The sequence below is a fragment of the Glutamicibacter sp. AOP5-A2-18 genome (assembly GCF_052446055.1).
GTDB lineage: Bacteria > Actinomycetota > Actinomycetes > Actinomycetales > Micrococcaceae > Glutamicibacter.
On record NZ_JBQSVW010000001.1, the window covers coordinates 3,428,767 to 3,455,159 of the forward strand.

Consider the following 26,393-nt stretch of genomic DNA (forward strand, 5'->3'; position numbering starts at 1 on the left):
ACCTCTCGGCTGAGACCTCAGCCAGCGGCATGGTTCCAGAGCCGGGGCATCGGATGGGGTCCAGCGCGCCTAGGCTGGCACTGGCCATTGCACCAGAAGGGAATCGAGCAGCCATGAGATCCACGCCAAGCATTGCAGTCACCGGCTCCAACGGAGCGCTCGGATCCCTGGTGGCCCAGGATCTCGCCCATCTCGGGATCGCCCAGCGCCTGCTGGCGCGCACGCCGTCGAAGGCCCCGGATCTGCCCGATGCCGAGGTGCGGCAGTTCGATTATGGCGACCAGTCCGCCAGCGCCGAGGTCCTTGACGGCGTTGAGGTGCTCTTCATGGTCTCCGCCCCCGAGGGCCCGCGGCGGATGGATCTGCACCGTGCCTTCATCGACGCGGCCAGCAAGGCCGGGGTGAAGCATGTTGTCTATACGTCCTTTTCCGCCGCGTCGCCCGATGCGCAGTTCACCCTGGCCCGCGAGCACCACGCCACCGAGCAATATCTGGAGGACTCCGGGGTGCGCTGGACCTTCCTGCGCGACAGCTTCTACCAGGACCTCATGCCGGACCTTGCCGGGCAAGACGGGATCATCCGCGGACCGGCAGGCGAGGGACGCTTCGTCCCGGTCGCCCGGGCCGACGTGGCGCGGACTGCGGCCGCCGTGCTCGCGGATCCGGCGGATCGTGTTCCACAATGAAACCATCGAAGAAGCCTACGCCTCGCGGGCTGCTTTTGGGGCACCGGTCTGGCAGTTGGGCGCCTGGGTCAGCACCTACACGGCCATAGCCAGCAATGCGATGTCAAAGGTGAGCAACCACGTCGAAATCATCACCGGCACCCCGCCAATCTCTCTCGAGGAGTACCTGCGCGCCGCCGGCTGATGCCGAACGTACCGGCTACCTCAGGTACGTGCGCGCCACGCTGAATGCGGTGCGCTCCACCAGCGACAAGGTCTGCGCGGAGAGCTCTGCCAGGGTTGCCGGCCCCGGGGCGATGGAATGGGCGGCCAGGATCCCGGACTCCTCCAGCTGCTCGTCCGGCAGGTCCACTGAGCCGGCGACCACGATCACCTCGGCGTTCTCGCCGGCCGCCTGCAGCACCCCGGACACCACTTTCCCGTCCAGCGACTGCGAATCCAGCCTGCCTTCTCCGGTCAGCACCAGATCCGCGCCCTGCAGGATGCCGTGGGCGCCGAGCACTTTGGCCACCAAATCCCATCCGGGGACCAGATCCACCTGGAAGTAGGATCCGAGGCTGATGCCCAAGCCGCCGGCCGCGCCCATGCCCGGCTGCTCGCGCACCTTGCGCCCGGTATCGGCCTCCAGCACATCGGCCAGCCGGGCCAGGCCGGCATCCAGGAGCTGCACCTGCTCCTGACTGGCGCCCTTCTGCGGACCGAAAACCGCGGCCGCGCCCTTGGCGCCGAGCAGCGGGTTGGTGACATCGCAGGCGATCTGCCATTGGACGTTCGCCGCCCGTGGGTCAAGCCCCGAAGCGTCGATGGCGGCCAGGTTCTGCAGCGTTCCGCCCCCGGCGGGCAGCTTCGCGCCGTCGGCGTCCAGGAAGCTGGCACCGAGGGCAGCGAGCAACCCGGTGCCGCCGTCGGTGGTGGCCGAGCCGCCCAAGCACAAGATGATCTGCGAAACGCCCAGTTCCAGGGCCCGGGAGACCAGCGCTCCCAGGCCGTAGGTCGTTGCCTCCAGCGGCCGGCGTTCGACGTCGCTGACCTGCGGCAGGCCGGCGGCTTCGGCTGCTTCGACCACGGCGATCTTCCCGTCGGCCGATAGCCCCAGCCTGGACTCGACAGGGCGGCCCAGGGCGTCGGTGGTCTGCACGCTGATTGCTTCGGTGCCCCAGGCATCGATCAACGCTTCGAGGGTGCCTTCTCCGCCATCGGCGAAGGGCACCGCGGTGATCTCGACGTCGCGCTTGCGGCTGGCCGCTCCCTTGGCGAAGCCGTCGGCAAGGGCCGCGGCCACTTCGCTGGCTCGCGCACTGCCCTTGAAGGAATCAGGCACGATGGCCACGTTCAACGGACGGGTAGCTGCGGGCGCTGGCTTCTGCATTGGAGTCATGCTTCCCAGCATAGGGAGAACCGGATGGCGAGCCTATGGAGATTTGACCAAATTTCGCTCGGGGCCACCCGTGGATCTATGTGCATTTCGCCCAACCGCGTTCTGTGCGGCCTGCCTGTGCCGAAGCATCGAATATGCGTAGCTGAGCCAAAGGGCCGGCACAGAAACCGCCAGTAGTGTTGTAAACACCTCTTGAAGGTGCGAGTGATGATCGTAGGAGTTCCCGTTGGAGATTGCCCAACGGGAACTTCTCTTTAAGCTATTTTGGCTTCGCTGCACTCTTCGATCGAGCTGTTGAAGCGATTCAGGTACTTGACGAACTGCCCGATGCCCGCAGGGCGCCAATCCCCAGGGTTTGTTCCAGCGAGGCGATGGACAGCGCACGGGAATCCGGCAACCGCTCAGCGCCCATGGCGGTCAGACAGATCTTGCGGGCAACATTTCCCTGGGGATCTGCAATGCGTTCCAAGTATCCTTCCTGATGGCCGCAGTCGCTTGGCGCTGCAGGGTTGAATGATCCAGGCGCAGGGCATTGCTCAGTTCACCAGCCGGAGTTGCTGGCTAACAACAAGCATCTTGCCCGATGCATGGCCTACGCGCAGTGCATGCTTATAGCATCCACAGACTGCCGCTCTAGAGTTATAAGTACCTCATGAAGGTGCGAGTGATGACGCGGAAACTGGCACTGTCGGTCTTGCGACAGTGCCAGTTCCTGTATCCAAAACCATTTGCCTGCTTCCGGCAATTCTCGAAACCGCGAACTGCACGAGGGCCGTTGAAATTATTTCCGGCACCCTGCGACCTGCGACTCACGACAAGGAACTCTTCCTGGAGGCAACCGGCGGCACGATCCTCCCCTAATCTGCAGTCGGCGCTCAGCACCGGCATAGCTTTGCCTCCTATATTTGTAAGTACCTCATGAAGGTGCGAGTGATGATCGAGAAATCCCGGCGAAGCAATTCGCCGGGATTTCTAATTTAAAATGGCGCGACTTACTATGCTGGTGCGTATGTTCCTGTACAGAATGGGGGACCCATGCCGCCTCTGAGCAGCATCCTGTCAAGCATCAAGAATCGCCTTAGCCCGAAATATGCAGAGGAACTGTCGGTCTACGTTGTCTATGGCAAACAACCCAGCCCATTTCCAGATCTGGAACATATAGAGCCAATAATTGCGGTCGTGGCCAATGAGCGTGAATGCTTTGAGATCCAGGAAAAGTGCCCGGAAACTGAAGTCAGCTGGGAAGCCCGAACGGTGAAGAACGCTGAAGGCATGGACGTGGCAACAGGCAGCATTCTGTATCTCACGCACACTACTTTGTTGCCGTACGACGAGGATGTCGATGGGAATCCAGTCTTCGGGATCATGGGGTCTCCGCAGCCTACGGCCCTGTATTGCAGTCGGGACAGTGCTGAACAAGAAGCACCAGATCAATATCTGCACAGAGTCACCGTCGGTGAAATCAACCTTCGCGGCGTCGGAGAGCTTCTGGACACTGGCCACTGACCAATCTCCTCTCCTGCCTACCGGCGAGCGCGTACCTCCCGAATGACGGTCAGCGCCTGCGTCCGATCTGCAGCCCTGAGCCCGATTGGGCGTAGGTGCGATAACGTAGACGGGTTCCCACTTTTCTTTCCCTGGGACACCTGACGAAACGGAGCCCCGGTGAGTACCGCGACCACTGAATTGACGCCCCTGCAACGGCAATCGGTGCTGCGCACCCTGAAGACCCCGCGCCTGCTGAAAACCGAACTGCTCGCCGGCCTGGTCGTTTCCCTGGCGCTGATCCCAGAGGTCATCGCGTTCACCGTGATCGCCGGAGTGGACCCGCGCGTAGGCATCTTCGCATCGTTCACCATGTCTGTGGTCATCGCGATCACCGGCGGGCGCCCGGCGATGATTTCCGCGGCCGCCGGCGCAGTGGCACTGGTGGTTGCCCCGCTGGTGCGCACCCACGGAGTGGAATATCTCTTCGCGGCGGTGGTGCTGGCCGGCATCATCCAGGTCACGCTGGCCGTGCTGGGCGTGGCCAAGCTGCTGCGCTTCATCCCGCGCCAGGTGATGATCGGTTTCGTCAACGGCCTGGCCATCTCGATTTTCTGGGCGCAGATGCCAGAGCTGCGCAATGTCCCGTGGATGGTCTACCCGCTGGTGGTCCTCGGCGTGGCCATCGTCTGCTACTTCCCGAAGATCACCAAGGCGGTGCCGGCGCCGCTGATCGCCATCGTGGTGCTCACCGCGATCACCATCTTCGCGAAGGTCTCCGTGCCCACGGTGGGCGATAAGGGAGAGCTGCCCGATTCACTGCCGCTTTTACATCTTCCCGGGGTACCACTGAACACCGAAACCTTGAAGATCATCGCCCCCTACGCAATTGCCGTGGCCTTTGTGGGTTTGCTCGAATCGTTGCTCACAGCCAAGCTGGTCGATGACATCACCGACACCCCATCAAGCAAAACGCGCGAGTCTTGGGCGCAGGGCACGGCGAACATCATCACCGGGTTCTTCGGCGGGATCTGCGGTTGCGCGATGATCGGCCAGACCATGGTGGGCGTGAAGGTCTCCGGCGGACGCACCCGCATTTCCACCGCCTTCGCCGGCATTTTCATGCTGCTGCTAGCGGTGCTGCTGGGCGACGTGGTGGCGCAGATCCCGATGGCAGCGCTGGTCGCGGTGATGATCGTGGTTTCGGCGACCACCTTTGACTGGCACAGCATCAAACCCAGCACGCTGAAGCTGATGCCCAAGAGCGAAACCTTTGTCATGACCATCACCGTGGTGCTCACCGTGGCCACCCACAATCTGGCTATCGGCGTTGGTGTGGGCATCTTGTCCGCGATGGTGCTCTTTGCCAACCGGGTGGCCCATATGGTCGCGGTAACTCGGACCGTCACCGGCGAACAGGTGTTGTACGAGGTCAACGGAGAGCTGTTCTTCGCTTCCTCCAACGACCTGTACACCCAGTTCCACTACGCCGAAGATCCTGCGCAGATCGTCATTGACCTCAGCTCGTCGCACCTCTGGGATGCTTCGACCATCGCGGCGATGGACTCGATCCGCACCAAGTACCAGAACTATGGCAAGACCGTGGAAATTCGGGGGCTAAATGAGGCCAGCCAAAAGATGGCGGACCGGCTGGGCGGCAAGCTGAACTAGCCTGCCACTAGCCGATGGCGCGCTGGTAGAAGACGCTGTTCGGATCCAGCTGATAGTCCCCGAACGGTGGGCACAAACCAAAACCGGCGGCTTGGTACATGCGCCGGGCGGCAGTGAAGTATGGATGCGTTCCGGTCTCTAGATATAACCGAGTAAAGCCGCGTTGTGCCGCGCAGCTGATCAACTCATCAAGCAGTCGTCGACCGATCCCGCGTCCGCGGAATTCCGGAGAAACGCGCATGCTTTTCAGCTCCGCCACGTGCTCTCCCAGATCCTTAAACGCACCCATGGCAATGGCCGTTTCACCGACGCAGACCTGGAACATGAAGATGTTCTCTGTCCCTAGCTTGGTGGAATCCAAAGCGTGCCGGCTTTCGGTCGGCGCAGTGGGCTCCATGTCGGCCAAATGCTGGCGCACCATGGCCTGTATCGATTCGTCGAGCGGATCAGCTTCGACCACCTTGATATCCATGGCCCTAGCCTGCCACGCGCAGATTTCACAGCGGTGTCCGTCCTATTTCAACAATTTCGCAGCATCCTCACGCAACTGATTTTTGCGAATCTTGCCGGTGACCGTGGTGGGGAAATCTTCAACGATCTGCACATAGGCCGGAACTTTAAAGTGCGCCAATTGCCCCGCGCAGTATTCCCGCAGCGCATCAATATCCAGTGGTGCTCGTCCGGCTTTCATGCGCAGACAGGCGCACACTGCCTCGCCATACTTTTCATCGGGTACACCGATAACCTGCACGTCCTCGATATCCGGGTGCTGGTAGAGGAACTCCTCAATTTCTGCCGGGTAGATATTCTCGCCGCCACGGATGATCATGTCCTTAATTCGGCCCACGATGGTGCAGTAGCCATCCTCGCGCATCACCGCCAGATCGCCGGTATGCATCCAACCCTCATCGTCGATGGCCGCTTTGGTCTTTTCCTCATCCTGCCAATAGCCGAGCATCACCGAATAACCTCGGGTGCAGTATTCGCCGGTTTCCCCGCGCTCAAGAGTTTCACCGCTCAGCGGATCGACCACCTTGATTTCCACGTGGGGGTGCACCCGGCCGATGGTGGCCGTGCGACGCTCAAAGTCATCGTCGCTGCGGGTCTGACAAGAAACCGGACTGGTTTCGGTCATGCCGTAGGCGATAGATACCGCGCTCATCCCCATATCCTCAACGCAGCGGCGCATCACTTCTACCGGACAGATGGAGCCGGCCATAATTCCGGTGCGCAGCGCAGAGAGATCGTAGTTGGCAAACTTGGGGTGGTTTTGCATGGCGATGAACATTGTAGGCACCCCGTACAGGCCGGTGCACTTTTCCTCTGCCACCACACGCAGGGTGGTTTCCGCGTCAAAGCCCGGGGCCGGAATGATCATCGTGACACCGCGCGAGGTACAGCCCAGATTGCCCATCACCATGCCGAAGCAGTGATAAAACGGCACCGGAATGCACAGCCGGTCGTGCTCATCCAGATCGATCATGCCGGTGACCTGATGGCCATTATTCAGGATATTACGGTGGCTGAGCGTGGCACCTTTGGGGTATCCCGTGGTACCCGAGGTGTACTGGATATTGATAGGGTCTTCGGGTTTGGTGGCGGCCAGTCGAGCCGCTAGTTGCGCGTCCTGGACGGATGAACCCTCATCAAGTAGCTGCTGCCAGTCATCGGTATCCAGGTACACCACGCGTTCTAGTCCCGGAGTATCGGTGCGCGTTTGCTCCACCATTGCTCGGTAGTTGCTGGTCTTAAACTCGGTCGCGGCCATCAGCATCCGCAGCCCACTGTGGTTGACCGCGTAGGCGAATTCATGGGTGCGGTAGGCCGGGTTCACGTTCACCAAAATGACGCCAATCTTTGCCGTGGCGTATTGGGTAAAAACCCATTCGGCGCAGTTTGGTGCCCAGATTCCTACGCGATCCCCCGCATTGAGTCCCGCGGCGATCATGCCCTTGGCTAGAGAGTTGATTTGATCATCCAGCTGCTGCCAACTGAAGCGTCGCCCGCTACTAGATTCCACCAACGCCTCGGCAGTTCCCAGACGGGCCACCGTGCGCTCAAAATTAGCGCCAATCGTCTCATCTAGTAGCTTCGGTTCGCTCTCGCCCTTGGCATAGGACTTCATCTGGACACCCTTCAACCTGTTCTAAATTGTGTACTGAGTCACATTTTAGACAATAGTCCGGGGCCATCAACCTGCCAACTATCAGCCGGCAGCCTTCTGGAGCAACGCGCGAATCTTCTCTTCGGTGGCATCGTCAAGTGAGGTGATCGTCCAAGCCACAGGGTGCATGTGCGCACCTTCTTCAAACGCCGGGTTCACTACTTCACCAAAACCAAAGACCACATATTCCTTGTCTGGCTTGATGTAGCAGACATCCTTTCCGTCTTTAACGTAGAACGGCAGGCCCCAGCGAACGATTGGTTCAAGCGAAGGAGCGCTCTGGCTAATCAGCTCGTGCAAGCGCAGCGCAATCTGGCCATAAGGTGCTGGCGCCGAACCGAGTTTGTTGCGAACTGCCTCATCGCCCTTTTTGCCAAAAATCATCGTCGTATCTCCTCTAAAGTCTTACCGAAAAGCGCAGATTTTGCGCCGTCATCGTGTGGCCAAACCGTGACTTTCTGGCCACTACCTAACGATCCCATAACCATCGGCCCGAAGGCCATAAAACCGCGCAAATTCAGTCCAAACCGTCGGTGGGCAGCAGGAAAATTTAAGCATGACACATCCATATTTTGAACCCGATGACGATGATGAACATCGCCTACCGCTGGACCCGCCTGCCACACGCAGCGAGTCACAGTCAGACTCCTTCTTCACCGACCACCTAGAGCACCAGATGTTCTACGGACCAATGAAGGAACTAGTTGATGAGCTCTTCAACGCCGGTCCGCTCAACGGCCCTGGTGATGGTCTGGCTCGACTAGAGAAAGTTCAGAAGCTGGACAGCATGCTCTCCGCGGTCAGCGCCGCGATCATGGCCGACAGTGTGGAACAGGTTGCTCAAGCTTTCGCCGAGGACACCGTCACCAAACCCCACTTTGAAACCGAGCAGGAACGACGCGAACGGCTCAGCGCGAACTACTACCGCGTTGATCCAACCAGTGACCAGGTCATCACCTCCAACTTTGTCGCTGAAGCTGCGATCGCGCTTCGAGAAACAACCGAAAAGGCTCGCGGACGCATGTTCACGGCCAAAGGGCTGCGCCACGTTTGCCCAGAAACCCTTCAGGCCTTGGCCGCTGGACAGATCACTGCGGCCGCAGCGCGGGCCATGGTGAAGTATTCGCAGGACCTGACGCAGGAACAGATCAACCTGATGCAGGAGAATCTGTTGCCCATTGCGGCTACCGCTAGTGATGAGACCATCACGCAGCGCATCCGTCGCTTCCATGATCAGGTCCGCCCGGAGTCCGCGGACGCTCGCCACAAGAAAGCCGCGGATGCTAGAAAGGTAAGTAGCTGGGATTTGCAGGATGGGATGTCCGCGTTGAAGCTCGTGGCACCAAGCGTCAATGTGAAGTCTATAGTGAACACGCTCAAGTACGAGGCCACCTTGCATAACGATCCCGAAGACACCCGCACTCAAGCACAGCTAGAAGCAGACATCTTCTGTGATGCGCTGATCAATGGATGGCCCACCACCAATGGCACACCGCTCAAGCCTCGGGTAGTCGTCACGATCCCTGCCCTGCAGATGATTGCCAATCCAGACCGCGCCCTGGCGGACTTGGAAGGGTACGGGCCGATCCCCATGGGTGCGGCATTACAAATTGCCAAGGATGCTCCATCCATCATTCCGATGCTCACCGATCCATTCAGCGGAGCCGTGATGGATGTTGGCCGCAAACGCTACAAGCCCACTCGGGTGCTCAAGGAATTCCTCCGCGCTCGCGACCAGCACTGCTGCTACCCCGGATGCCGACGCACCGCAGATAACTCCGAAGTTGATCACGTCGATGCCTGGGAAACCGGCGGACACACCAACCGTGCCAACACCGAATTACTGTGCAAGCAGCACCAGATGTTCAAGCACGCTTTGGGCTGGAAGGTCATCAACCGCCCCTACGGTTCTAAGTGCTGGCGCACACCGCACGGCCTAAATTCCCTCGTCGTTCCCGGCAGCGTAGACAATGTTCAGCACTTTGAGCACGCCAATGATCGCTGCCCCGAACGCAAGGTCCATTTGACCCCGGCAACGCTACGCGTGCTGGGCCACCCCACCACGGTTAGCGGTGGCGACGTAAGAATCACGATTGACGACCCCAACAATGATCCGCCCGGACAGCATCCGGACGCGGCCTAGGCGTCAAGCCCCATCGAGGGGTGTGCAGTGACGGAAGTTTTCCGTCATCACGATTGACCCAGATCTCCCATACGACCCGAGAATGTAGCAGCATCAGGAAAGAAAACGGTGCTTGCTGCAAATTGTGCTGTGCCCAACGCCTTCACTCGTTGAGTCCATTGAGTGCGCCGAGCACGGATGACGTAAATTTTCCGTCAGTATCGTCCCGACTTCATCCCACCCTTTACTGCGGACTTTTCTCGTTGCCGGGCATGACGGAAATTTTCCGTCAGTGAACGAGAGCTAGAGGATCCACATTAAACAGCTATCGCTGTCCTGACCGGCCAGAGTATCCTGTTGCTACAACCACTGGCACCAACTAGAGCAGGTCACCTCATGAGTGACGAGCAAACTGAAAATTCGACACCGCCCGACAACGCGACGCGCGTGGTGCCGGCCGATGGTCAGCGGAGTTTTATGCATATTCTGATCAACACCGCGATCGCCAACTTCAGCACAAGCTTCCTGTGGTTTGCACTGACGTTCTGGGTTTATCTCGAAACTCAAAACGTGATGGCTACCGGCATTATTGGCGGTGCGTTCATGTTGCTGATTGCCGTGTTCTCCATGGTTTTTGGCACCATCGTGGACAACCACCGCAAGAAGTCCGTGTTTGTATTCTCGGCAATGATCACCGCAGTCACGTTCAGCTTGGCCGGACTGATCTATCTTTGGTTACCTACAAAGGACATCCTGAATGTCGGCGGATGGCAGTTCTGGCTCTTTTGCCTGGTGATCCTCTTTGGGGCCATCGTTGAACAGATGCGTGGAATCGCTCTGTCCACAACGGTCACGCTGCTAATACCCCAAGAACGTCATGCCAACGCCAATGGTCTGGTTGGCACGGTGCAGGGCATCGCGTTTATCATCACCAGCGTTTTTAGTGGTCTTGCCATCGGCTGGTTGGGGATGGGGTGGACGTTGGTCATTTCCATCGCGATGGTGGTGCTGACCATGCTGCACTTGGTGGGGATTTCGATTCCGGAAGAGGAACCTGAAAAGGAAGAAGGCCGCACCAAAACCAGCGATCTGCGTCTCGGATTCACCACGGTAATGGCCATCCCAGGACTGTTCGCGCTGATCATCTTCTCGATGTTTAACAACTTCATCGGTGGCACATACATGGCGTTGATGGATCCCTACGGGTTGACCATCATGTCCGTCCAGTCGTGGGGATTGACCTTTGGATTAGCTTCCACCGGGTTCATTGTTGGCGGTTTGTTGATTGCCAAATTCGGATTGGGCAAAAACCCGATTCGCACCATGCTCTGGCTGGTAGCAGCGATGGGTCTACTGGGCGCAACATTCACGATTCGCGAATGGACGTGGCTCTACATCGTGGGAATCTGGCTGTACATGATGCTCATTCCAGCCGTTGAAGCCTCGGAACAAACAGTGATACAAAAAGTGGTGACTTTCCGCAGGCAGGGTCGAGTCTTCGGCTTTGCCCAGATGATGGAGGCCGCGGCCGCGCCGATTACCGCATTCCTCATTGCACCGCTGGCGCAGTATTGGATCATCCCGTACATGCGTAGCGACGAGGGAACTACGCAACTGGGGTGGTTGCTCGGCGACGGTCAGGCCCGTGGCATTGCCTTGATCTTCCTTGTCGGAGGGCTGATCATGATCTTGGTGGCATTCTTAGCTATGGGCACCAAGCAGTACCGCAAGCTCTCCACAATTTTCCAAGCAGAAGAGCCCACAACACTTCAGGAGCAAGAACTTGGCAACAACCCAGAAGACCCTTCCCACCGACGTTGATGTCCACGAGTTCATCGCGGCAGCCACCCCAGCAAAGCGTCGGGTAGATGGTGAAGAGCTGGAGCGAATTTTCAGTGAGGTCACCGGCGAGACTCCGGTGATGTGGGGGCCGAGCATTGTTGGTTACGGAACCTATACCTACGTTTCGCCGTCCAACCCAAAAAATACTGGCCTCTGGCCTAAAACCGGGTTCTCTCCACGCAAGGCACAGCTGTCCATTTATGGGCTAAAAGATATGCCCGAAGGGGCCGCGCTCCTGGAACAACTGGGTAAATACACCGAAGGTATGGGGTGTGTGTACGTGCGCAAACTAGAGGATATCGACCTTGAGGTGCTTAAAAAACTGATCGCCATCGCCGCTTCACGCCCGGATCAAACTGCGGGCTAAAGCGGGGACGGCGACCGGTGTTATTCGGCTTCTTCGAAGAAGGTTTCCACCTCGGTAATACCGGCGGAGATTACTGGCACCAGGCGTTCGTCGATGCTGTAGTTATCACCATCCTTGGTCAGTAGTCCATAGTTAGCCAGTGATTCCATGGCAGCCTGGGCTTCGGGCAGAACCGCGTCGTAAATCTTCGGTCCCACATTGCGGCGCAGGCCTTCAAGGTCGCCATCGCGTCCGGTAGAGGCGGTAACCAGCAGGTTGCGCAGCACCAGGTAGTGGGCCTCATCGCGCAGGGTGACGTCGAAGGCGGGGTTCAGGTGGGCCTGGACTGCGCCGACGGCCATCTCGAAGAGCAGCTGAGCGCTGCCGGCTTCAGCACCGTCCACCACCAGGTCGTAGGACTCTTCATCCAAGGTCATGACCGGGCCGTCGTAGGTGACGACGGACAGACGAGCTGCGCCCCAAACGTAGGTGAAGGCCAGCGGTGCTGGCTCATCATTGTCAAAGGATTCCGGGTCCACGCCAACTGCGCGCAGTACGCGGGTGCGTGCCGCGGTGGACTCTTCGCTGCTATCACTCATGTCCACCCCGTCACCCAGGGCCAGCGCGAAGGCTTTAACCTGCTTAAACAGTTCGGTGGCACGCAGCAGTTCGCAGATTTCCGCGTCGCTTTCGGCAAAGCCGTCAAGGGTGTCCTCGAGCATTTCGCGCAGAGCCTGGAAGTCCTCGGATTCGCCCTCCCAGAGCTTGTTCTCTTCAACAAAGCTGAGGTAATCCAGCCAGGCGCTGAAGATCGGCTCCGGCGCCACTGCGTCGTCCAGGGATACCAGGTACTCGGCCAGGGTCTCGCCAAAGAGGTCAACGTCGATGTTGTGCAGGTTGGAACTGTTGGCGCGCTGCGCGTATTCGCCGCCTACTGCTCCAACAACGTTGAGCTGGATGGACGCGGCGGTGGCGGCATCTTCTGGGGAGAAGGCCGGGACCGCGGTGGTGACCCAAGCGGTGTATGGCGCACGCAAGGATTCCAGATACTGCTCTACCTGAATGCGGTAAACGCTACGTCCTCGTGGTGCGGATTTTGCAGGGTTTCCTGCGCCGGAGTTCTTCTTACCTTGACGCTTTTTGCTGCCCATGAGTGATCCTTCGAGTTAGCGATACTGGTCTCGGTCTCAAGACTACGGTGCACCCACGATTTGCGGTAACCCACGCGCCACCATTGACCTGCCTGCGGTAATCGGACATGATGATCAACAGAGAAACTTGGAAGTCCTAGCATTTGCGGTACGAGGGAGAATCCGAATGAAGATCGCCGTTCTAATCAAGGAAGTTCCGGACACCGGAGCGGACCGGGAACTGAACATGTACACCGGGCTGGCGCAACGTTCCGCCTCCGAGTCGGTGCTTGATGAAATCGGCGAGCGCACCTTGGAAGTGGCGCTCAAGGTGTTGGATGCAGATCCGGCAACTCAGATCACCGTGCTGAGCATGGGTCCAGAGTCCATTCAAGCCACGGTGCGCAAATCTCTGGCCATGGGTGCGGCCGCCGCCGTGCAGATCAGCGACGAACAACTTCTTGGCGCGGACCTGGTTCTGACCGCGCAGGTCTTGGCTGCCGCGCTACGCCGGGAAGACTACGATCTGATCCTCACCGGGAACATGTCCACCGATGGTTCGGCCGGGATGCTGCCGGTGATGCTCGCTGAACTGCTCAACCTGCCTGCGGCTACCTCACTGTCCGCGATATCAATCGCCGAGGGCCAGATCACCGGAACCCGCGAGCTTCAGGGAGCCACCGCGCAGATTAGCGCCAAGCTTCCGGCCATCGCTTCGATCACCGAGGCGCTGCCCGATGCAAGATTCCCCAACTTTAAAGGCATTATGGCCGCCAAGAAAAAGCCGATCGAGGTGCTAACGCTTACGGACCTTGGAGTTGAAGCACTACCTACGGATACGGCTCGGTCCATCATGCTTGCCGTTGAGCAACGACCACCGCGTGAGGCTGGCACGATCATGAATGACGACGGAGCGGCAGCGGCTGCGCTGGTTGAGTACCTGGCCAAGAACAACCTGGTGTGAGCGGAGAAAAATCATGACAACTTTTGCCCCGGATTCCATTCTGGTGTTCCTCGAAACCACGCCCAACGGTGAGCTGGCCAGCAACTACGCCGAACTACTTGGTGCTGCCAGCAGTATTGGTACAACGGTTGCCCTAGTGGCCGGAACTGAGGAAAACCTTCAGTCATTCGCCACTCAGGCAGCTCAAGGTGGTGCCGCAGCGGTACTGACCGCCAGCACCGACTCCACCATCCTCAGCGCTCCACTGACCGACGCCTTGCAGAATGGTTATGACCTAGTCCACCCCCAAGCGGTATTGTTGGGCCACACGCTCACCTCGCGTGAGGTCGCAGCCCGTTTTGCGGTACGCAACAAGCTAGCGGTAAGCGTGGACGCGCTGGGTGTACAACGCGATGAGCAAGGCATCATGGCCAGCCACTCAATTTATGGTGGCGCCTATTCAACTTTCAGTGCGCCTACCTTTGGTGCCCCGGTGATCACCCTCCGGGTGGGCAGTAGCGAGCTTCGGGCGCCAAGCCAAGAAGCGAGCATTACCGCCCTTGAGCTGACCGCTAGTCATAGCCCAGAAATCGAAGTGCACGAGATCCAACAAGCTACGAGCAACTCCGCTCGTCCCGAGCTGCGTACCGCCACCCGTGTTGTCTCCGGCGGTCGAGGTCTGGGTAGTGCCGAGCAGTTTGAATTGGTTTACCAGCTGGCCGATGCGCTGGGCGCCGGCGTGGGCGCCTCGCGCGCAGCCGTTGATGCTGGCTACATTGAGCACGCAGCCCAGGTGGGTCAGACCGGTGTGGCCGTGGCACCGCAGCTCTACGTTGCCCTCGGCATCTCCGGAGCCATCCAACATAAGGCTGGCATGCAGACGGCAAAAACCATTGTGGCGATCAACAAAGACAGCGATGCACCAATCTTTGAAATTGCTGACTTTGGCATTGTTGGCGATGTGTTCAAAGTTGTTCCGCAGTTGATCTCCGCGCTGGAAGCACGCAAGGCGCAGTAATCATGAGCCCAACATCTAATACCTTTCGGCAGGGTTTGCCCCGTGTAGCCGGTGGAGATCCGTGGCCGCCGGTTACCGAGGTAGTGCCTCAAGTCGAACCCGTTGCGCCGCCGGTAGCGGTTGAAAGCGACGTCGCGCCACAGGCCCCGGAAGTTCCTTCCGAGGTTGTTGCTGACGTTGCTCCTGCGGTTATTTCTGCTGTGGCTCCTGCGTCGGCAACACCTGCCCGGTCGCTACGCCAAGGATTACCCCGGAGCGTTGATGGACAACCCTGGCCACCGGCACAAACACTGGTTACTACCTCTGCCGCGGCGCCTGCTCGGTCGGAGCCAGTTGTTGCGGCACCGGTAGCCGATTCTGCTGCACCTGCTGAAGCTGAAGTCGAGCCTGACGCCGCTGCTGCAGAAGTTGCACCCGCGAGTACCACTGCCCTTGCCAGCCCAATTGCAACAGGTGGGGAAAGCGCAACAATCAGACGAGGGCTGCCTCGGGTAGCCGACGGTGAAGCTTGGCCACCAAGTAGTTTCATCGCTTCTGCTCCGTCGTCTCCTGCGTCGCCCGCTCCAATCCAGCCTCCGGTTGAAGAGACGAAGACTATTGCTACGCCACCGGCACAGGTTGTGGATACCTCCGCGGCCCCGGTTCTGGAACCCCAAGCGCAGCCGGAAGTTGTTGCGGCAACTACCGCACCAGCACCAAGCCCAACAGAACAACCAGTCAAGGCGCCGGCAAAGCCAGCTGCGCAAGCACCGGCTGCCGCGCCTTCAAAGCCAACGACAACTGCAACGCCAGCGCCAACGAAAACAGAGCCAAAACGCCATGGTCCATTGACCACCAAACAATGGGTTTTGGCTTCGATTCTCGGTGCGTTCTGTGCCTTGGGCATGGCCACCGCGGTGGTCCTGGTGGCTCGCGGCATTGCCAGCATCGATGCAGTTGCCGCGTTCATCGATCGCTACCCGGGCGAATACCACCTGCCTGAGTCGGCTCCCGTTGGCGTTCCCGCATGGCTTGCATGGAACCACTTCTTCAACTTCTTCCTGATGGTGCTGATCATCCGTTCAGGAATGTTGGTCCGACACCAGAAAAAGCCGCCAGCCTATTGGTCATCCAAGCGCAGCCCTAAGGTCAGCATCAACTTGTGGTTGCATCAAAGCCTAGATTTGCTGTGGATCATCAACGGTTTGGTCTTTGTCATCGTGCTGTTCGCAACAGGACATTGGATGAGAATCATCCCTACGTCTTGGGAAGTTTTCCCGAACGCACTCTCTGCGGCCCTGCAGTATCTGAGCTTGGATTGGCCAACTGAAAATGGTTGGGTCAACTACAACTCGTTGCAGCAGCTGGCCTACTTCGTCACCGTATTCATCGCTGCACCGTTGGCTGCAATCACCGGATTCCGGTTGAGTGCGTTCTGGCCTAAAAACCCAGCACTGAGCAAGCGGTACCCTATCGAGTGGGCACGTGCACTGCACTTCCCCACCATGCTCTATTTTGTCTTGTTCATACTTGTCCATGTGATCTTGGTGTTCTCCACCGGTGCTTTGCGCAATCTGAACCATATGTACGCTGCGCAAGGTTCGACCGATCCCACTGCGTACGCGGACAACTGGGCGGGATTGCTCTACTTTGCACTGTCTTTGCTGGTCATCATGGGTGCATGGATTGCCTGCAGGCCGATGGTCCTTGCCTCCATCGCACGGTTCTTCGGAAAGGTCAGTTCTCGCTAACTTTGCCAATTCTTGCCGCTGACGCAAATTACCTCGCGTGCTTCACTCCCCTGCCGGTACGGTCGGTTAGTAGAGACTGACGAATCAGAACAGGACGGCACTAATGAGCCACCAGCACAATACCGAAGAACTTGAAGGCGTTGCCTTCTGGGAAAAGCACTACGGGCAATCGGAACGAGTATGGTCCGGCAAGGTTAATAAGGTCATTGAAGATCTGGTGGCTCCATTAACCCCAGGGACCTCCTTGGATATTGGCTGCGGAGAAGGCGGCGATGTTTTGTGGCTGGCGTCCAATGGCTGGCAGGCCACCGGGCTGGACATCTCCCCGACCGCGATCTCTCGCGCTGTTGAGGAAGCGAAAAAGCATGGAATTGATCCCAGCGCAGCACAGTTTGTGGCCTCGGATCTGGATGCGTGGGATACAAAGCAGAGCTTTGATCTAGTGACCTTGAGCTTCTTCCAGGCGCCATTCCAGTTCCCTCGCGCTGAATTCTTGCGCAAGGCTGCAAGCTTTGTTGCACCCGGCGGTCACCTGCTGGCCTTATCGCATGCGTCCTTGCCATCCTTCGCGCAGATTCCGGAGCATGAGCTGCCCATCTTCCCCAGCCCCGAGCAGGAACTTGAGGCGTTGGACTTGGACCCGGTGCAGTGGAGCATTCACACCGCTGAGCTTCGCGAACGCACCATCACCGCACCCAACGGGGAACCGGCGGTTATGGAAGATTCCGTGGTGTTTGTTCAGCGAAACAAATAAGCATGAAGTGATCCTCCAACCCGCGGGGCTGGAGGATCACTGATGGTTTAGATTCCCACACGGATCTAAACCAGCTTGAGCGCACTATCTGGTTGATAGTGACGCAAATCTACGGAACGGCGAACGACCGTACGCAGGTCTTCGGCCTTGTTGGTACCTTGCGTTATCACGTTCAGCTGCACCATCACATTGCCCAGGGCAGTGCATTCAACCGGCCCGGCGATCACCGGTACCTGAGCGTGATCAGCGGTGCGCTGGCACAACAATTCGCCTTGAGATCCGCCGCCAACAATGTGGATGTCTGCTAACTCGAATCCACCTAAGCGTGCGGCTTCTCGCGCTTGGCGGGCAAAACTGGCAGCGAGGGACTCGATGACCACGCGGATCAACTCCGCACGAGATTCCGGCGCCCTACCACCGGCAGCCACAATCGCCTCGTTGATGCGTACCGGCATCTGCCCGGGAGCGAGAAACATCTTATGTTGCGGATCAATCAGCACCCCAGCAGCGGGCAGGATTTCGGCCTCTGTAAGGAGGCCACTCAACTGAACTTCAGGCCCTGCGGCCAACTTGTCTTGCTGATTCCAATAGCTCACCGACTCACTAAGCAAGAATGTGCCGGTAACGTTTTTGAGGAACCGTACCGACCCGTCCAAACCGAGTTCATTGGTGAACCCCGCCTCTTGAGCCTCTTGGCTCAGCACCGGTTCGCCCAGTTCTACACCGACCAGACCCCATGTGCCACACGAGATGTAGGCTGATTTTTCGCTGGTCAGCGGGGTCGCTGCCACCGCACTTGCGGTGTCATGCGACGCAACCGCCACCACCGATACCGGGTTTGAGACCCCAAATTCGCGGGCCAACTCGGGCAGCAATGAACCCACTTCCTGACCCGGATGAATAATTGGAGCCAGCAAGTCGCCAACCCCGAGGTGCTGCACCAAATCCTCATCCCAGCTTTCCGTTCGCTGGTTAAGCAGCCCGGTGGTGGAGGCATTGGTCCATTCGCAGCGTGCATGGCCGGTCAGTAGCCAGTTGACGTAGTCGGGTACCAACAGCAGTTGATCCGCCTGAGCCAACCGGGAATCGCTGTGTTCCGCCTGCAGTTGATACACAGCATTAAACGGAAGGTACTGCAGTCCGTTGCGCTCAAATAGTTCCGCGCGACTGAACTTAGATTCAAGATCAGGAACTGCTTGCTCATTGCGTGGGTCCCGATAGTGGCGCACCTGGCCTAGACGCTGACCTTCTTTGAGCAGTGCATAGTCCACGGCCCAAGAGTCCACGCCAATACTGGCGATGTCCGGACGCAGCGCAAAGGCCCTTTTCAGGCCAATACGAATTTGCGCCCACACCCCGCCAATGTCCCAGGCCAAAGCCTGGGTTGATGCGCCGTCTTCAAGCTGGTCCAACGGCGCCGGCCCGTTGGCAAAACGGTGGCAAAGGGTCAGCTGAACTTTCCCGTCCACCAGTTCACCAATCATGACCCGACCGCTGGTGGCGCCCAGGTCAATGGCTGCGACCGGGCTTCCCGTTTCTTTCTGGCTCATCGCAGGAACGCTGCTGCAACCCCAGAATCCACTGGAATGTGCAACCCAGTAGTTCGGGTTAATTCGGGTCCGGTCAGTACATATACTGCGTCAGCAATGTTTTCAGGGACAACTTCTCGCTTCAAAATTGTGCGGTTTGCATAGTACTGGCCCAAGTCTTCTTCGGCCACACCATAGGTCGCAGCACGCTGAGCGCCCCAACCCGAGGAGAAGATTCCTGAACCTCGCACCACACCATCAGGGTTGATGCCGTTAACCCTGACTCCATGCTCGCCCAGCTCAACAGCAAGCAAACGAACCTGGTGAGCTTGGTCAGCTTTGGTGGCTGAATAAGCAATATTGTTGGGGCCAGCAAATACGGAATTCTTGGAGGAAATGTAGATGATGTCACCGCCCAGTTTCTGCTCAATCAGCACCTTAGTCGCAGCCTTGGACACCAAGAACGAACCCTTAGCCATCACGTCATGCTGAAGATCCCAGTCTGCTTCCGTGGTTTCAAGCAGGGGCTTCGATAGCGAGAGCCCAGCGTTGTTGACCACCAAGTCCAGCCCACCAAAGGCCAGCACTGCGTCGTTGATGGCGGCCTGTACGGCGTCGGCATCCGCAACATTGGCGGCTACACCCACGGCAACATCGCTGTTGCCCAGTTCGGCGGCTGCGTCCTGCGCCTTGGCCAGATCCAGATCGGCAATCACCACGCATGCACCTTCAGCAGCCAGCCGCTTGGCCACAGCTTTACCAATGCCCGAAGCTGCACCTGTCACCAAGGCAATACGGCCAGCGTGGGACTTGGGCTTGGGCATACGCTGCAGTTTGGCTTCTTCCAACGCCCAGTATTCGATGCGGAACTTCTCCGCGTCAGAAATTGGGGTGTAGGTAGAGAGTGCTTCGGCGCCACGCATCACGTTGATGGCGTTCAGGTAGAACTCACCGGCCACTCGTGCAGTCTGCTTGTTGGCTCCGTAGGAGAACATGCCCACGCCGGGAACCAGGACAATCAAGGGGTCCGCTCCGCGCATGGCCGGGGAGTTTCCATCCTTGTGGCTCTCGTAGTAGCGCTGGTAGTCCTCGCGGTATTGCCCGTGCAATTCTTTGAGCCGCTCCAGCTGCTCCTCAATGCTTGCCGATGCCGGCAGGTCTAGAACCATCGGCTTGATCTTGGTGCGCAGGAAATGATCTGGGCAGCTGGTGCCGAGTGCAGCTAGCTGTGCCAGCTTTTGGCGTGAGAGGAACGCCAATACCCGCTCGTCATCGCTGAAGTGGCCGACCATTGGCTTGTCGGTGCTGGCCAAACCGCGAATGGTTGGCGCCAATGCGGCGGCCCGGGTACGACGTTCAGATTCTGGCAAGGCTTCAAAACCTGCAACTACCGCACCAAAAGGTTCGGGTGCTCCGTGCTGCTGAATGTACGCGGCGGCAGTATCGATGATCCACAGTGAGTTCGCCTCCGATTCCTCACTGGTGTCTCCCCATGCCGTAATTCCGTGACCACCAAGGATGCAGCCCACCGCTTGTGGGTTTTCATCCTTGATTCGGGCAATGTCTAGTCCGAGCTGGAAGCCCGGACGACGCCAATCCACCCAGGCCACCTTGTCGCCAAAGATCTTGGCGGTCAGTTCGCGGCCGTCCTTGGCGGTAGCGACAGCGATGCCCGAGTCAGGGTGCAGATGGTCAACGTGATTGGCGTTGACCAGACCATGCATGGCCGTGTCGATGGATGGCGCTGCGCCGCCCTTGCCGTGCAGGCAGTAGTCGAAGGCGGCCACCATTTCATCTTCACGTTCCACCCCGGGGTAGACCTGTACCAGTGAACGCATACGGTCCAAGCGCAGGGTGGATAGTCCCTGTTCGGTGAGCGTTCCCAAGTCGCCGCCGGAGCCTTTGACCCAGAGCAGTTCAAGATTCTCGCCGGTGACCGGGTCGATCGCACTGCCCTTGGCTGAGGTGTTGCCACCGGCGTAGTTGGTGTTTTTCTTGTCTTGCCCCAGGCGGTTGGAGCGTTCGATGAGCTGCGCAGCTACGCTGGTGCTCGTTGATGTGATGCTTTGAGTCATGATTCTCTCAGTAGTTCGTCTCAGGGATCTGCGTTATGGCGATCAGGCGGTCTGGTGCTTAGGCGTCGATCTTGTCGGGTGCCACTAGCTTGCCGTAACGAGATACTTCAATTTCTTCGAGGGACTTGCCGCGGGTTTCGGGAGCCCAGATGGTTCCAATTAGCAAGGCTGCAGCGAGCAGTCCAAGGATCAGCAGGCCGAGTTTCTCCAGTCCCATGTTGGTCAGCAGCACCGGGAAGACCAGCGAGAGCAGACCGACCAGAACACGAGCCAGCATAAAGAGGACACCTTGGGCGCTGGCACGGTATTTGGTGGCGAAGAGCTCAGCGGTCCACAAACCGTAGAACGCCTGCGCTCCGATACCAGCGGAGATGCCCCAGGCCACTGCGTAGAACAGCAGTGAGAAGGCGCCAGGAGGCACAAAGATCAGCACCGCCCAGGCGGCAATACCTAGCAAGGCGCCGGTGAAGTACAACCACCGCCGAGATACTAGATCCCCGTATTTCATGAAGCCGAAGTACGTGGCGGCAGCGGTGAGCACCCAAACCAATACCTGCAGCAGGTTCTGCTGCGTGGCTGATTCCACGCCGGCAGCTGCGTAGACTCGCGGCTGGAAAATTCCGGCCTGACCGGCCACGGTATTCCATAGTCCATACACACCGATCAGGAAGAACAGGGCGGACCAGTTTTTGCGTTCGGCCAGCAGGCCTCGGATGCCGGAGAAGAAGGATACCTTGGTACCGTTGGCCAGTTCCTGCGCCCGTTGCTCTTTCCACCGAGTAGATTCGGGCAACCCACGGCGCACCCACCAGGTCACGGCGGCCACAATAAACAGGTGGAAGAAGATCAGGCGTGAACCGGCCACTCCCAGTGGTTCAACCATGATCGCCAATGCGAAGCCAACGGCAGGGCCAAAGGACCAAGCCAACTGCGCGGTACCCACGTGGGCGGCGCGAGATTCTTGCGGAGCTTCCTCGGCGATATAGGTCCAGGAGGCCGGGACACCAGCACCCACCGCGATGCCCATGAGGACCACGCCGATGATGAGCAGGGCGGTATTGAAGGTGAAAGTGATCAGCAATGCGCCGAGCATAAAGACCATCAGGTCGTAGGTGTAGATGAACTTACGACCCAAGCGGTCACAGAGCGGTCCACCAATCATCGCGCCAAGGGCCGCGCCGAAGGCATTGGCCGAGACTGCCGCGATCACGCCAACGAGTGAGTCTTCAAATCCGAAGGCGTTCTGCCACAAGCTCAGGCTGGTGGCGAGCGCGATGATGGCGCCGGCTTCGATGTAGTTGCTCATCGCCACCGCGATGGTGGCTTTCCATCCGGAGATGCCGCGCTTCGTTGCTACGGTACCCATTTAGGCTCCCCATCCTGCTTGTACTCCGCCGGTGCGTTCGGCTTCGATACGTGTTTGGTAGTCCGATTCGCGGAAGGCCTGCATCGGGTCGGTTGGTAGTCCACGCTCGGCCCGCCAGGCTTCAAGCTGCGCGCGGACGTCGGTGTAAAAAGCGTTCATGAAGATCTCGTTGGCGACCAGCACATCTCCGGAGATCTGGGCTTCGGTCAACGCAACGCGGTCGATCAGTAGGGCACGAGCCGTCATTTCCTGAACGTTGAGTACGCTGCGAATTTGGCCTTGGATTTTGTTCTCCACATTGTGGCACTGGTCCAGCATGAAGGAAATGGTGCTTGTTTCTTCCAACCCGCCGCCCCGAATCACCTCAGCCATGATGCGGAAGAGCTGATAAGGATCTGCGGCGCCAACGATCAAGTCATCATCGGCGTAGAAGCGCGAGTTGAAGTCGAAGGAGCCGAGTTTGCCCAGACGCAGAAGCTGCATCACGATGAACTCGATGTTGGTGCCCGGGGCATGGTGTCCGGTGTCTAGGCACACCATGGCGCGCTCGCCTAGGGCAGCCACCTGAGCATAGGAGGTGCCCCAATCAGGGACGTCGGTGTGGTAAAAAGCTGGTTCGAAGAATTTGTATTCCAAGACCAATCGCTGCTCGCCGTGTAGCCGTGCGTAAATTTCAGCCAGCGAGTCGGACAACCGATCCTGGCGCCCGCGCATGTCGGCTTGTCCTGGATAGTTGGATCCTTCGGCAAGCCAGATCTTTAGGTCTTGGCTGCCGGTGGAGTCCATAACATCGATGCATTCAAGGTGATGATCAATGGCCTTGCGTCGGATCTTTGGATCCTCGTGGGTCAGTGCACCGAACTTGTAGTCATCATCCTGGAAGGTATTGGAGTTGATGGTCCCTAGGCGGACGCCGAGGTTTTCGGCATGGGCACGCAGTTCACCAAAGTCCTCAACTTTGTCCCACGGAATGTGCAATGCCACCGATGGAGCTAGGCCGGTCAGCCGATGAACTTCGGCAGCGTCGGCGATCTTCTCAAAAGGATCCCGTGGAGTGCCGGCGGTGGAGTACACCTTAAAGCGAGTGCCGGAATTTCCATAGGCCCATGAAGGGACTTCGATGGCTAGACGGTTCAGGGTTTGCAGGTTTTCGGGACTCAACGTTGTGCCCATTGACCTCTCCATTTCTAAAGCTTTGTACTAGTGCCTGGTTGCTGGAAATTGCGCCAGCTGATCTTCCAAATTGAATACTTCGGTGAGCCGTTGGGCCCCTTGGTCTGCGCGGCCGTCGAGACTGACAAAAAATTCTGACATTTGCGCTTCCCACTTCCCGGTGCGCGGATCGGCGTCTAAGGCTGCTTGGGCTGCCTGGTCGTCGTCGGTTTCGTAATAACCAATCAACAGCCCGTCTTCTCGAAGGAAGAGCGAGTAGTTGCGACGTCCCGCGTCCTTGATGGCTTGGAGCATCTCTGGCCACACTTGTTGATGGCGTTCGATGTACTGGTCCATGAGCTTCGGGACGACTTGAAGCTGGAAGCAAACTCGCACTCGTTTTCCCTTCGGTTCCCAACGTCGTTGTAAGTGGATTCGGGCGAGTCTCATTTTTTATGAAAATGAATCGTTTCAATCACCCGATTTATTGAGTGTAAGCCACTTCACTGAGTTAGATCAAGCCGGAATCGATCACTCAATGAAATATTTTTGAAACCTTTCAAAATGAGGTTGCACAAGCCTGTAAACGGGCCACTCGGGATATACTCGCAAGAAGACCATCATCAAAAAGAACAGGAATTCTCTGTGGCCGTCAGCGTTAAGGAAGTCGCCGCCGAAGCAGGAGTTTCCGTGGGCACAGTATCCAATGTGCTCAACCGCCCTCAGGTCGTTTCCGAACGCACGGTCGACAAGGTTGCCGCAGCAATTGAGAAGCTTGGCTTTGTCCGCAACGACGCGGCACGGCAATTGCGGGCCGGACACAGCCGAAATTTTGGACTTGTCGTTCTTGACGCGCGCAACCCGTTTTTCATGGACGTCACCCAGGGTGCACAACGCCGCGCTCTAGACAATGGCTACACCGTATTGATGGGATCCAGCGACAGCTCGCTAACCACCGAAGGCCAGCTACTGGATCTCTTCGAAGAGCAAAGAGTGGCCGGCGTACTCATCTCCCCGATGCACAGCGACTTGAGTCGCCTCTGGAAAATTCGCGAATCCGGCACCCCAGTAGTTTTGGTAGACCGTGGAAGTGGGGACCGCAGCTTCTCCTCGGTTTCGGTCAACGACGTTGAAGGTGGCCGCATCGCGGTACAACACCTGGTAGATCTGGGCCGAAAGCGCATCGCGTTTGTCGGCGGACCACAAAGCATCGAACAGGTCCAACATCGTCTCGAAGGTGCACAGTCGATTATTGCCGGCACCGCCGACGCCGTGCTGGAATACCAGCCGACGGCGCAGCTAACCGTCCTTGAAGGCCGAGCCGTGGGCGAACGCATTCTCGCCATGGAACCAGAGCAGCGTCCTGACGGTATCTTCGCCGCCAATGACTTGTTGGCCTTAGGGATTTTGCAGGCCCTGGTGATGTCCGGTTCACTCTCGGTCCCGGAAGATATCGCACTGGTGGGCTACGACAACATTGCCTTTGCCGAATCAGCGGTAGTCCCGATCACCACGGTGAGGCAGCCGGCCGAAGAAATTGGTCGCACCGCGGTTGATGTCCTGTTGCGTGAAGCCGAAGCGGGCGAGGATGCGGTTCGCGAACAATTCGTTTTCACACCCAAACTGGTGATTCGTGAGTCGACTGTGGGAGCAGATAACGCAAGCTGATCACTTGCTTATGAATCCCTGAAAACACTAGGTCTCGGGATGCATTCACCTCCCAAATCTTGTTAGGTTGGCACTACAGCCTACGAAAGGGATGGAATTATGACTGCAAATAATCCGGACGCCTTCTTGAACAAGAATGAAGCCGAACTGCCAGATACCGTTTCCGACCCTGCGCTGAACGACGAGGTCGGTCAAGACTGGACCGACGAGGGTGGCGCAACGCCGTCCGGCGCGGCGATCGACGGTACCGAGAGCTAAGCAAAACTAAGAACCTTTTCTCCACGACGGGATGCACTCACTGAGTGCATCCCGTCGTTTGTTCACTGGCTAATCACTGCCCAGTCACGCTTTAGCGCCCATGTTAGCGTTGAATCCATGACCAAGAATCTGGATATCAGCAGTATCTCCCTCGCTCAGATATCAGCTGTTATCGCAGTCGTCGACTACGGATCCTTCACCGCAGCGGCTGACATTCTTGGAATTTCCCAACCCTCACTTTCGCGCCGAATCCAGGCGCTAGAACACAGTTTGGGCGTGCCCATTTTCCGTGCGGTCGGGCGCACTATGCACCTGACAGACACGGGGCGCAGCATCCTCCCGGCCGGTCGGCGCATCCTCGACGAGCTCTCTTCCATCAACGCACTGGGTGCTTCCACTCGGGAGCTGACTACCGGTTCGCTCAAGGTGGCCGGGCTACCTTCCTTGATTGGCAGTGTCCTGCCTGAGTTCCTCGGCCCATTTCATCAACAGCATCCGGGAATCCACATCGAGATCCTCAGCGCCGAAGACCATGAGCAACTCATCGAGGTGGTCCGACTGGGTAGCGCGGACCTTGCTCTGGGAGTCAGCCACAGCGTTCCTGCGGATATGCACTCGCAGTTGCTCCACCACCAAGAATTCACCGCAATAGTTTCAGCTGACCTTCCGGAGAATGTAGCGGTTGATGCGCAGCTGCTGAACAGTCTCACCCTTGTCAGCCTGCCGCAGGGCACCTCCATTCGAAAGATCACCGACGAGGTCTACCGCGGGTTTGGATGCACCCCGCCCAGGGTCATCACCACCACTCAGCGCGATGCTTTAGTGCAGCTAAGCATTGCCACCGGTGCCATCACCATGGTTCCAAGCATCATGGCTAAGTCCGCCGAAGTGTACGGTGGGCGTCAGCTTGCGCTGTCGCAAGGTACCGGGCGCAGCATCGGGGCGATCTACCGTCGAGGCTCCTTCCAGAACCCCGCGCTCACCGAATTCCTTCGTTTCCTGTAAGCCTCCATTCCGCGAGCTGTTCACCCGATGAAGTAAGGGATTCTCAGCCTTTTATAGCCTGAATGCATAGG

The 26,393-nt window shown here is 58.3% G+C and carries 25 protein-coding genes; 14 read left to right on the top strand and 11 right to left on the bottom strand.

Annotation, left to right across the window (positions count from 1 at the left end; genetic code table 11):
- The first annotated feature begins 113 nt into the window (after positions 1-113).
- Together ACT3RW_RS16430 and ACT3RW_RS16435 are read left to right on the top strand one after the other, a co-directional pair.
- A complete protein-coding gene (locus ACT3RW_RS16430; RefSeq protein ID WP_444614490.1) occupies positions 114-686 on the top strand; it encodes an NAD(P)H-binding protein in 573 nt (190 codons plus the stop codon).
- Positions 673-870, top strand: coding sequence for a hypothetical protein (locus ACT3RW_RS16435; protein ID WP_441697004.1), 198 nt, complete (start codon positions 673-675; stop codon positions 868-870). Before ACT3RW_RS16430 ends, ACT3RW_RS16435 begins: the two co-directional genes overlap by 14 nt.
- Positions 871-885: 15 nt before the next feature.
- Here the strand turns inward: ACT3RW_RS16435 and ACT3RW_RS16440 are convergent, their stop codons facing one another.
- Together ACT3RW_RS16440 and ACT3RW_RS16445 are read right to left on the bottom strand one after the other, a co-directional pair.
- Positions 886-2,055, bottom strand: coding sequence for a glycerate kinase (locus tag ACT3RW_RS16440; RefSeq protein ID WP_441686315.1), 1,170 nt, complete (start codon positions 2,053-2,055; stop codon positions 886-888).
- Between the two features lie 313 nt (positions 2,056-2,368).
- Positions 2,369-2,533 carry a hypothetical protein gene (locus ACT3RW_RS16445; protein ID WP_180993170.1) on the bottom strand — a complete coding sequence of 55 codons (165 nt, stop codon included), beginning with the start codon at positions 2,531-2,533 and terminating at the stop codon, positions 2,369-2,371.
- A gap of 566 nt (positions 2,534-3,099) precedes the next feature.
- On the opposite strand from ACT3RW_RS16445, the gene ACT3RW_RS16450 reads away from it, so the two are divergent.
- A complete protein-coding gene (locus ACT3RW_RS16450; RefSeq protein WP_102599333.1) occupies positions 3,100-3,570 on the top strand; it encodes a hypothetical protein in 471 nt (156 codons plus the stop codon).
- Between the two features lie 159 nt (positions 3,571-3,729).
- Complete coding sequence (locus tag ACT3RW_RS16455) at positions 3,730-5,220, top strand: SulP family inorganic anion transporter (protein WP_444614491.1); 1,491 nt, start codon at positions 3,730-3,732, stop codon at positions 5,218-5,220.
- Positions 5,221-5,227: 7 nt separating this feature from the next.
- On the opposite strand, the gene ACT3RW_RS16460 is transcribed toward ACT3RW_RS16455, so the two are convergent.
- From ACT3RW_RS16460 to ACT3RW_RS16470, 3 genes are all read right to left on the bottom strand, one after another.
- Positions 5,228-5,692 carry a GNAT family N-acetyltransferase gene (locus tag ACT3RW_RS16460; RefSeq protein ID WP_444614492.1) on the bottom strand — a complete coding sequence of 155 codons (465 nt, stop codon included), beginning with the start codon at positions 5,690-5,692 and terminating at the stop codon, positions 5,228-5,230.
- 42 nt (positions 5,693-5,734) lie between these two features.
- A complete protein-coding gene (locus ACT3RW_RS16465) occupies positions 5,735-7,345 on the bottom strand; it encodes an AMP-binding protein (RefSeq protein ID WP_444614493.1) in 1,611 nt (536 codons plus the stop codon).
- Between the two features lie 81 nt (positions 7,346-7,426).
- A complete protein-coding gene (locus ACT3RW_RS16470) occupies positions 7,427-7,768 on the bottom strand; it encodes a DUF1801 domain-containing protein (protein WP_444614494.1) in 342 nt (113 codons plus the stop codon).
- Positions 7,769-7,940: 172 nt separating this feature from the next.
- Between ACT3RW_RS16470 and ACT3RW_RS16475 the strand changes: the two genes are divergently transcribed.
- From ACT3RW_RS16475 to ACT3RW_RS16485, 3 genes are all read left to right on the top strand, one after another.
- The gene (locus tag ACT3RW_RS16475; protein ID WP_444614495.1) at positions 7,941-9,527 is read left to right on the top strand and encodes a DUF222 domain-containing protein; all 1,587 of its coding nucleotides are present in this window, start codon (positions 7,941-7,943) and stop codon (positions 9,525-9,527) included.
- A 375-nt stretch (positions 9,528-9,902) separates the two neighbouring features.
- Positions 9,903-11,327 (top strand): MFS transporter, encoded by a 1,425-nt coding sequence (locus tag ACT3RW_RS16480; protein ID WP_444614496.1) that lies wholly within the window; start codon positions 9,903-9,905, stop codon positions 11,325-11,327.
- Positions 11,290-11,715 (top strand): DUF1801 domain-containing protein, encoded by a 426-nt coding sequence (locus ACT3RW_RS16485; RefSeq protein ID WP_444614497.1) that lies wholly within the window; start codon positions 11,290-11,292, stop codon positions 11,713-11,715. Before ACT3RW_RS16480 ends, ACT3RW_RS16485 begins: the two co-directional genes overlap by 38 nt.
- 20 nt (positions 11,716-11,735) lie before the next feature.
- Here ACT3RW_RS16485 and ACT3RW_RS16490 read toward each other — a convergent pair whose 3' ends face one another.
- A complete protein-coding gene (locus tag ACT3RW_RS16490; RefSeq protein WP_131089507.1) occupies positions 11,736-12,845 on the bottom strand; it encodes a hypothetical protein in 1,110 nt (369 codons plus the stop codon).
- A 166-nt stretch (positions 12,846-13,011) separates the two neighbouring features.
- Between ACT3RW_RS16490 and ACT3RW_RS16495 the strand changes: the two genes are divergently transcribed.
- From ACT3RW_RS16495 to ACT3RW_RS16510, 4 genes are all read left to right on the top strand, one after another.
- Positions 13,012-13,788: an electron transfer flavoprotein subunit beta/FixA family protein gene (locus ACT3RW_RS16495; protein ID WP_444614498.1), complete on the top strand. Its 777-nt coding sequence runs from the start codon at positions 13,012-13,014 to the stop codon at positions 13,786-13,788.
- Positions 13,789-13,801: 13 nt separating this feature from the next.
- Positions 13,802-14,785, top strand: coding sequence for an electron transfer flavoprotein subunit alpha/FixB family protein (locus ACT3RW_RS16500; RefSeq protein ID WP_262199044.1), 984 nt, complete (start codon positions 13,802-13,804; stop codon positions 14,783-14,785).
- 2 nt (positions 14,786-14,787) lie between these two features.
- On the top strand, positions 14,788-16,515 hold the full coding sequence (locus tag ACT3RW_RS16505; protein ID WP_444614499.1) for a cytochrome b/b6 domain-containing protein: 1,728 nt from the start codon (positions 14,788-14,790) through the stop codon (positions 16,513-16,515).
- Between the two features lie 103 nt (positions 16,516-16,618).
- Positions 16,619-17,269: a class I SAM-dependent methyltransferase gene (locus ACT3RW_RS16510; RefSeq protein WP_131089511.1), complete on the top strand. Its 651-nt coding sequence runs from the start codon at positions 16,619-16,621 to the stop codon at positions 17,267-17,269.
- A 65-nt stretch (positions 17,270-17,334) separates the two neighbouring features.
- On the opposite strand, the gene ACT3RW_RS16515 is transcribed toward ACT3RW_RS16510, so the two are convergent.
- Genes ACT3RW_RS16515 through ACT3RW_RS16535 form a run of 5 tightly spaced genes read right to left on the bottom strand, consistent with a single transcriptional unit; the run spans position 17,335 to position 23,841 of the window.
- On the bottom strand, positions 17,335-18,819 hold the full coding sequence (locus tag ACT3RW_RS16515) for a rhamnulokinase (protein WP_444614500.1): 1,485 nt from the start codon (positions 18,817-18,819) through the stop codon (positions 17,335-17,337).
- Positions 18,816-20,873, bottom strand: coding sequence for a bifunctional aldolase/short-chain dehydrogenase (locus ACT3RW_RS16520; RefSeq protein ID WP_444614501.1), 2,058 nt, complete (start codon positions 20,871-20,873; stop codon positions 18,816-18,818). Before ACT3RW_RS16520 ends, ACT3RW_RS16515 begins: the two co-directional genes overlap by 4 nt.
- Before the next feature lie 58 nt (positions 20,874-20,931).
- Positions 20,932-22,239 (bottom strand): MFS transporter, encoded by a 1,308-nt coding sequence (locus tag ACT3RW_RS16525; protein WP_444614502.1) that lies wholly within the window; start codon positions 22,237-22,239, stop codon positions 20,932-20,934.
- Positions 22,240-23,412 (bottom strand): L-rhamnose isomerase, encoded by a 1,173-nt coding sequence (gene rhaI, locus ACT3RW_RS16530; RefSeq protein ID WP_444614503.1) that lies wholly within the window; start codon positions 23,410-23,412, stop codon positions 22,240-22,242.
- A 27-nt stretch (positions 23,413-23,439) separates the two neighbouring features.
- A complete protein-coding gene (locus tag ACT3RW_RS16535; protein ID WP_444614504.1) occupies positions 23,440-23,841 on the bottom strand; it encodes an L-rhamnose mutarotase in 402 nt (133 codons plus the stop codon).
- Between the two features lie 195 nt (positions 23,842-24,036).
- On the opposite strand from ACT3RW_RS16535, the gene ACT3RW_RS16540 reads away from it, so the two are divergent.
- From ACT3RW_RS16540 to ACT3RW_RS16550, 3 genes are all read left to right on the top strand, one after another.
- A complete protein-coding gene (locus ACT3RW_RS16540) occupies positions 24,037-25,059 on the top strand; it encodes a LacI family DNA-binding transcriptional regulator (protein ID WP_444614505.1) in 1,023 nt (340 codons plus the stop codon).
- A gap of 99 nt (positions 25,060-25,158) precedes the next feature.
- Positions 25,159-25,317, top strand: a complete 159-nt coding sequence (locus tag ACT3RW_RS16545) for a hypothetical protein (RefSeq protein WP_165477320.1) — start codon at positions 25,159-25,161, stop codon at positions 25,315-25,317.
- Positions 25,318-25,434: 117 nt separating this feature from the next.
- Positions 25,435-26,322, top strand: coding sequence for a LysR family transcriptional regulator (locus ACT3RW_RS16550; RefSeq protein ID WP_444614506.1), 888 nt, complete (start codon positions 25,435-25,437; stop codon positions 26,320-26,322).
- Positions 26,323-26,393 lie beyond the last annotated feature (71 nt).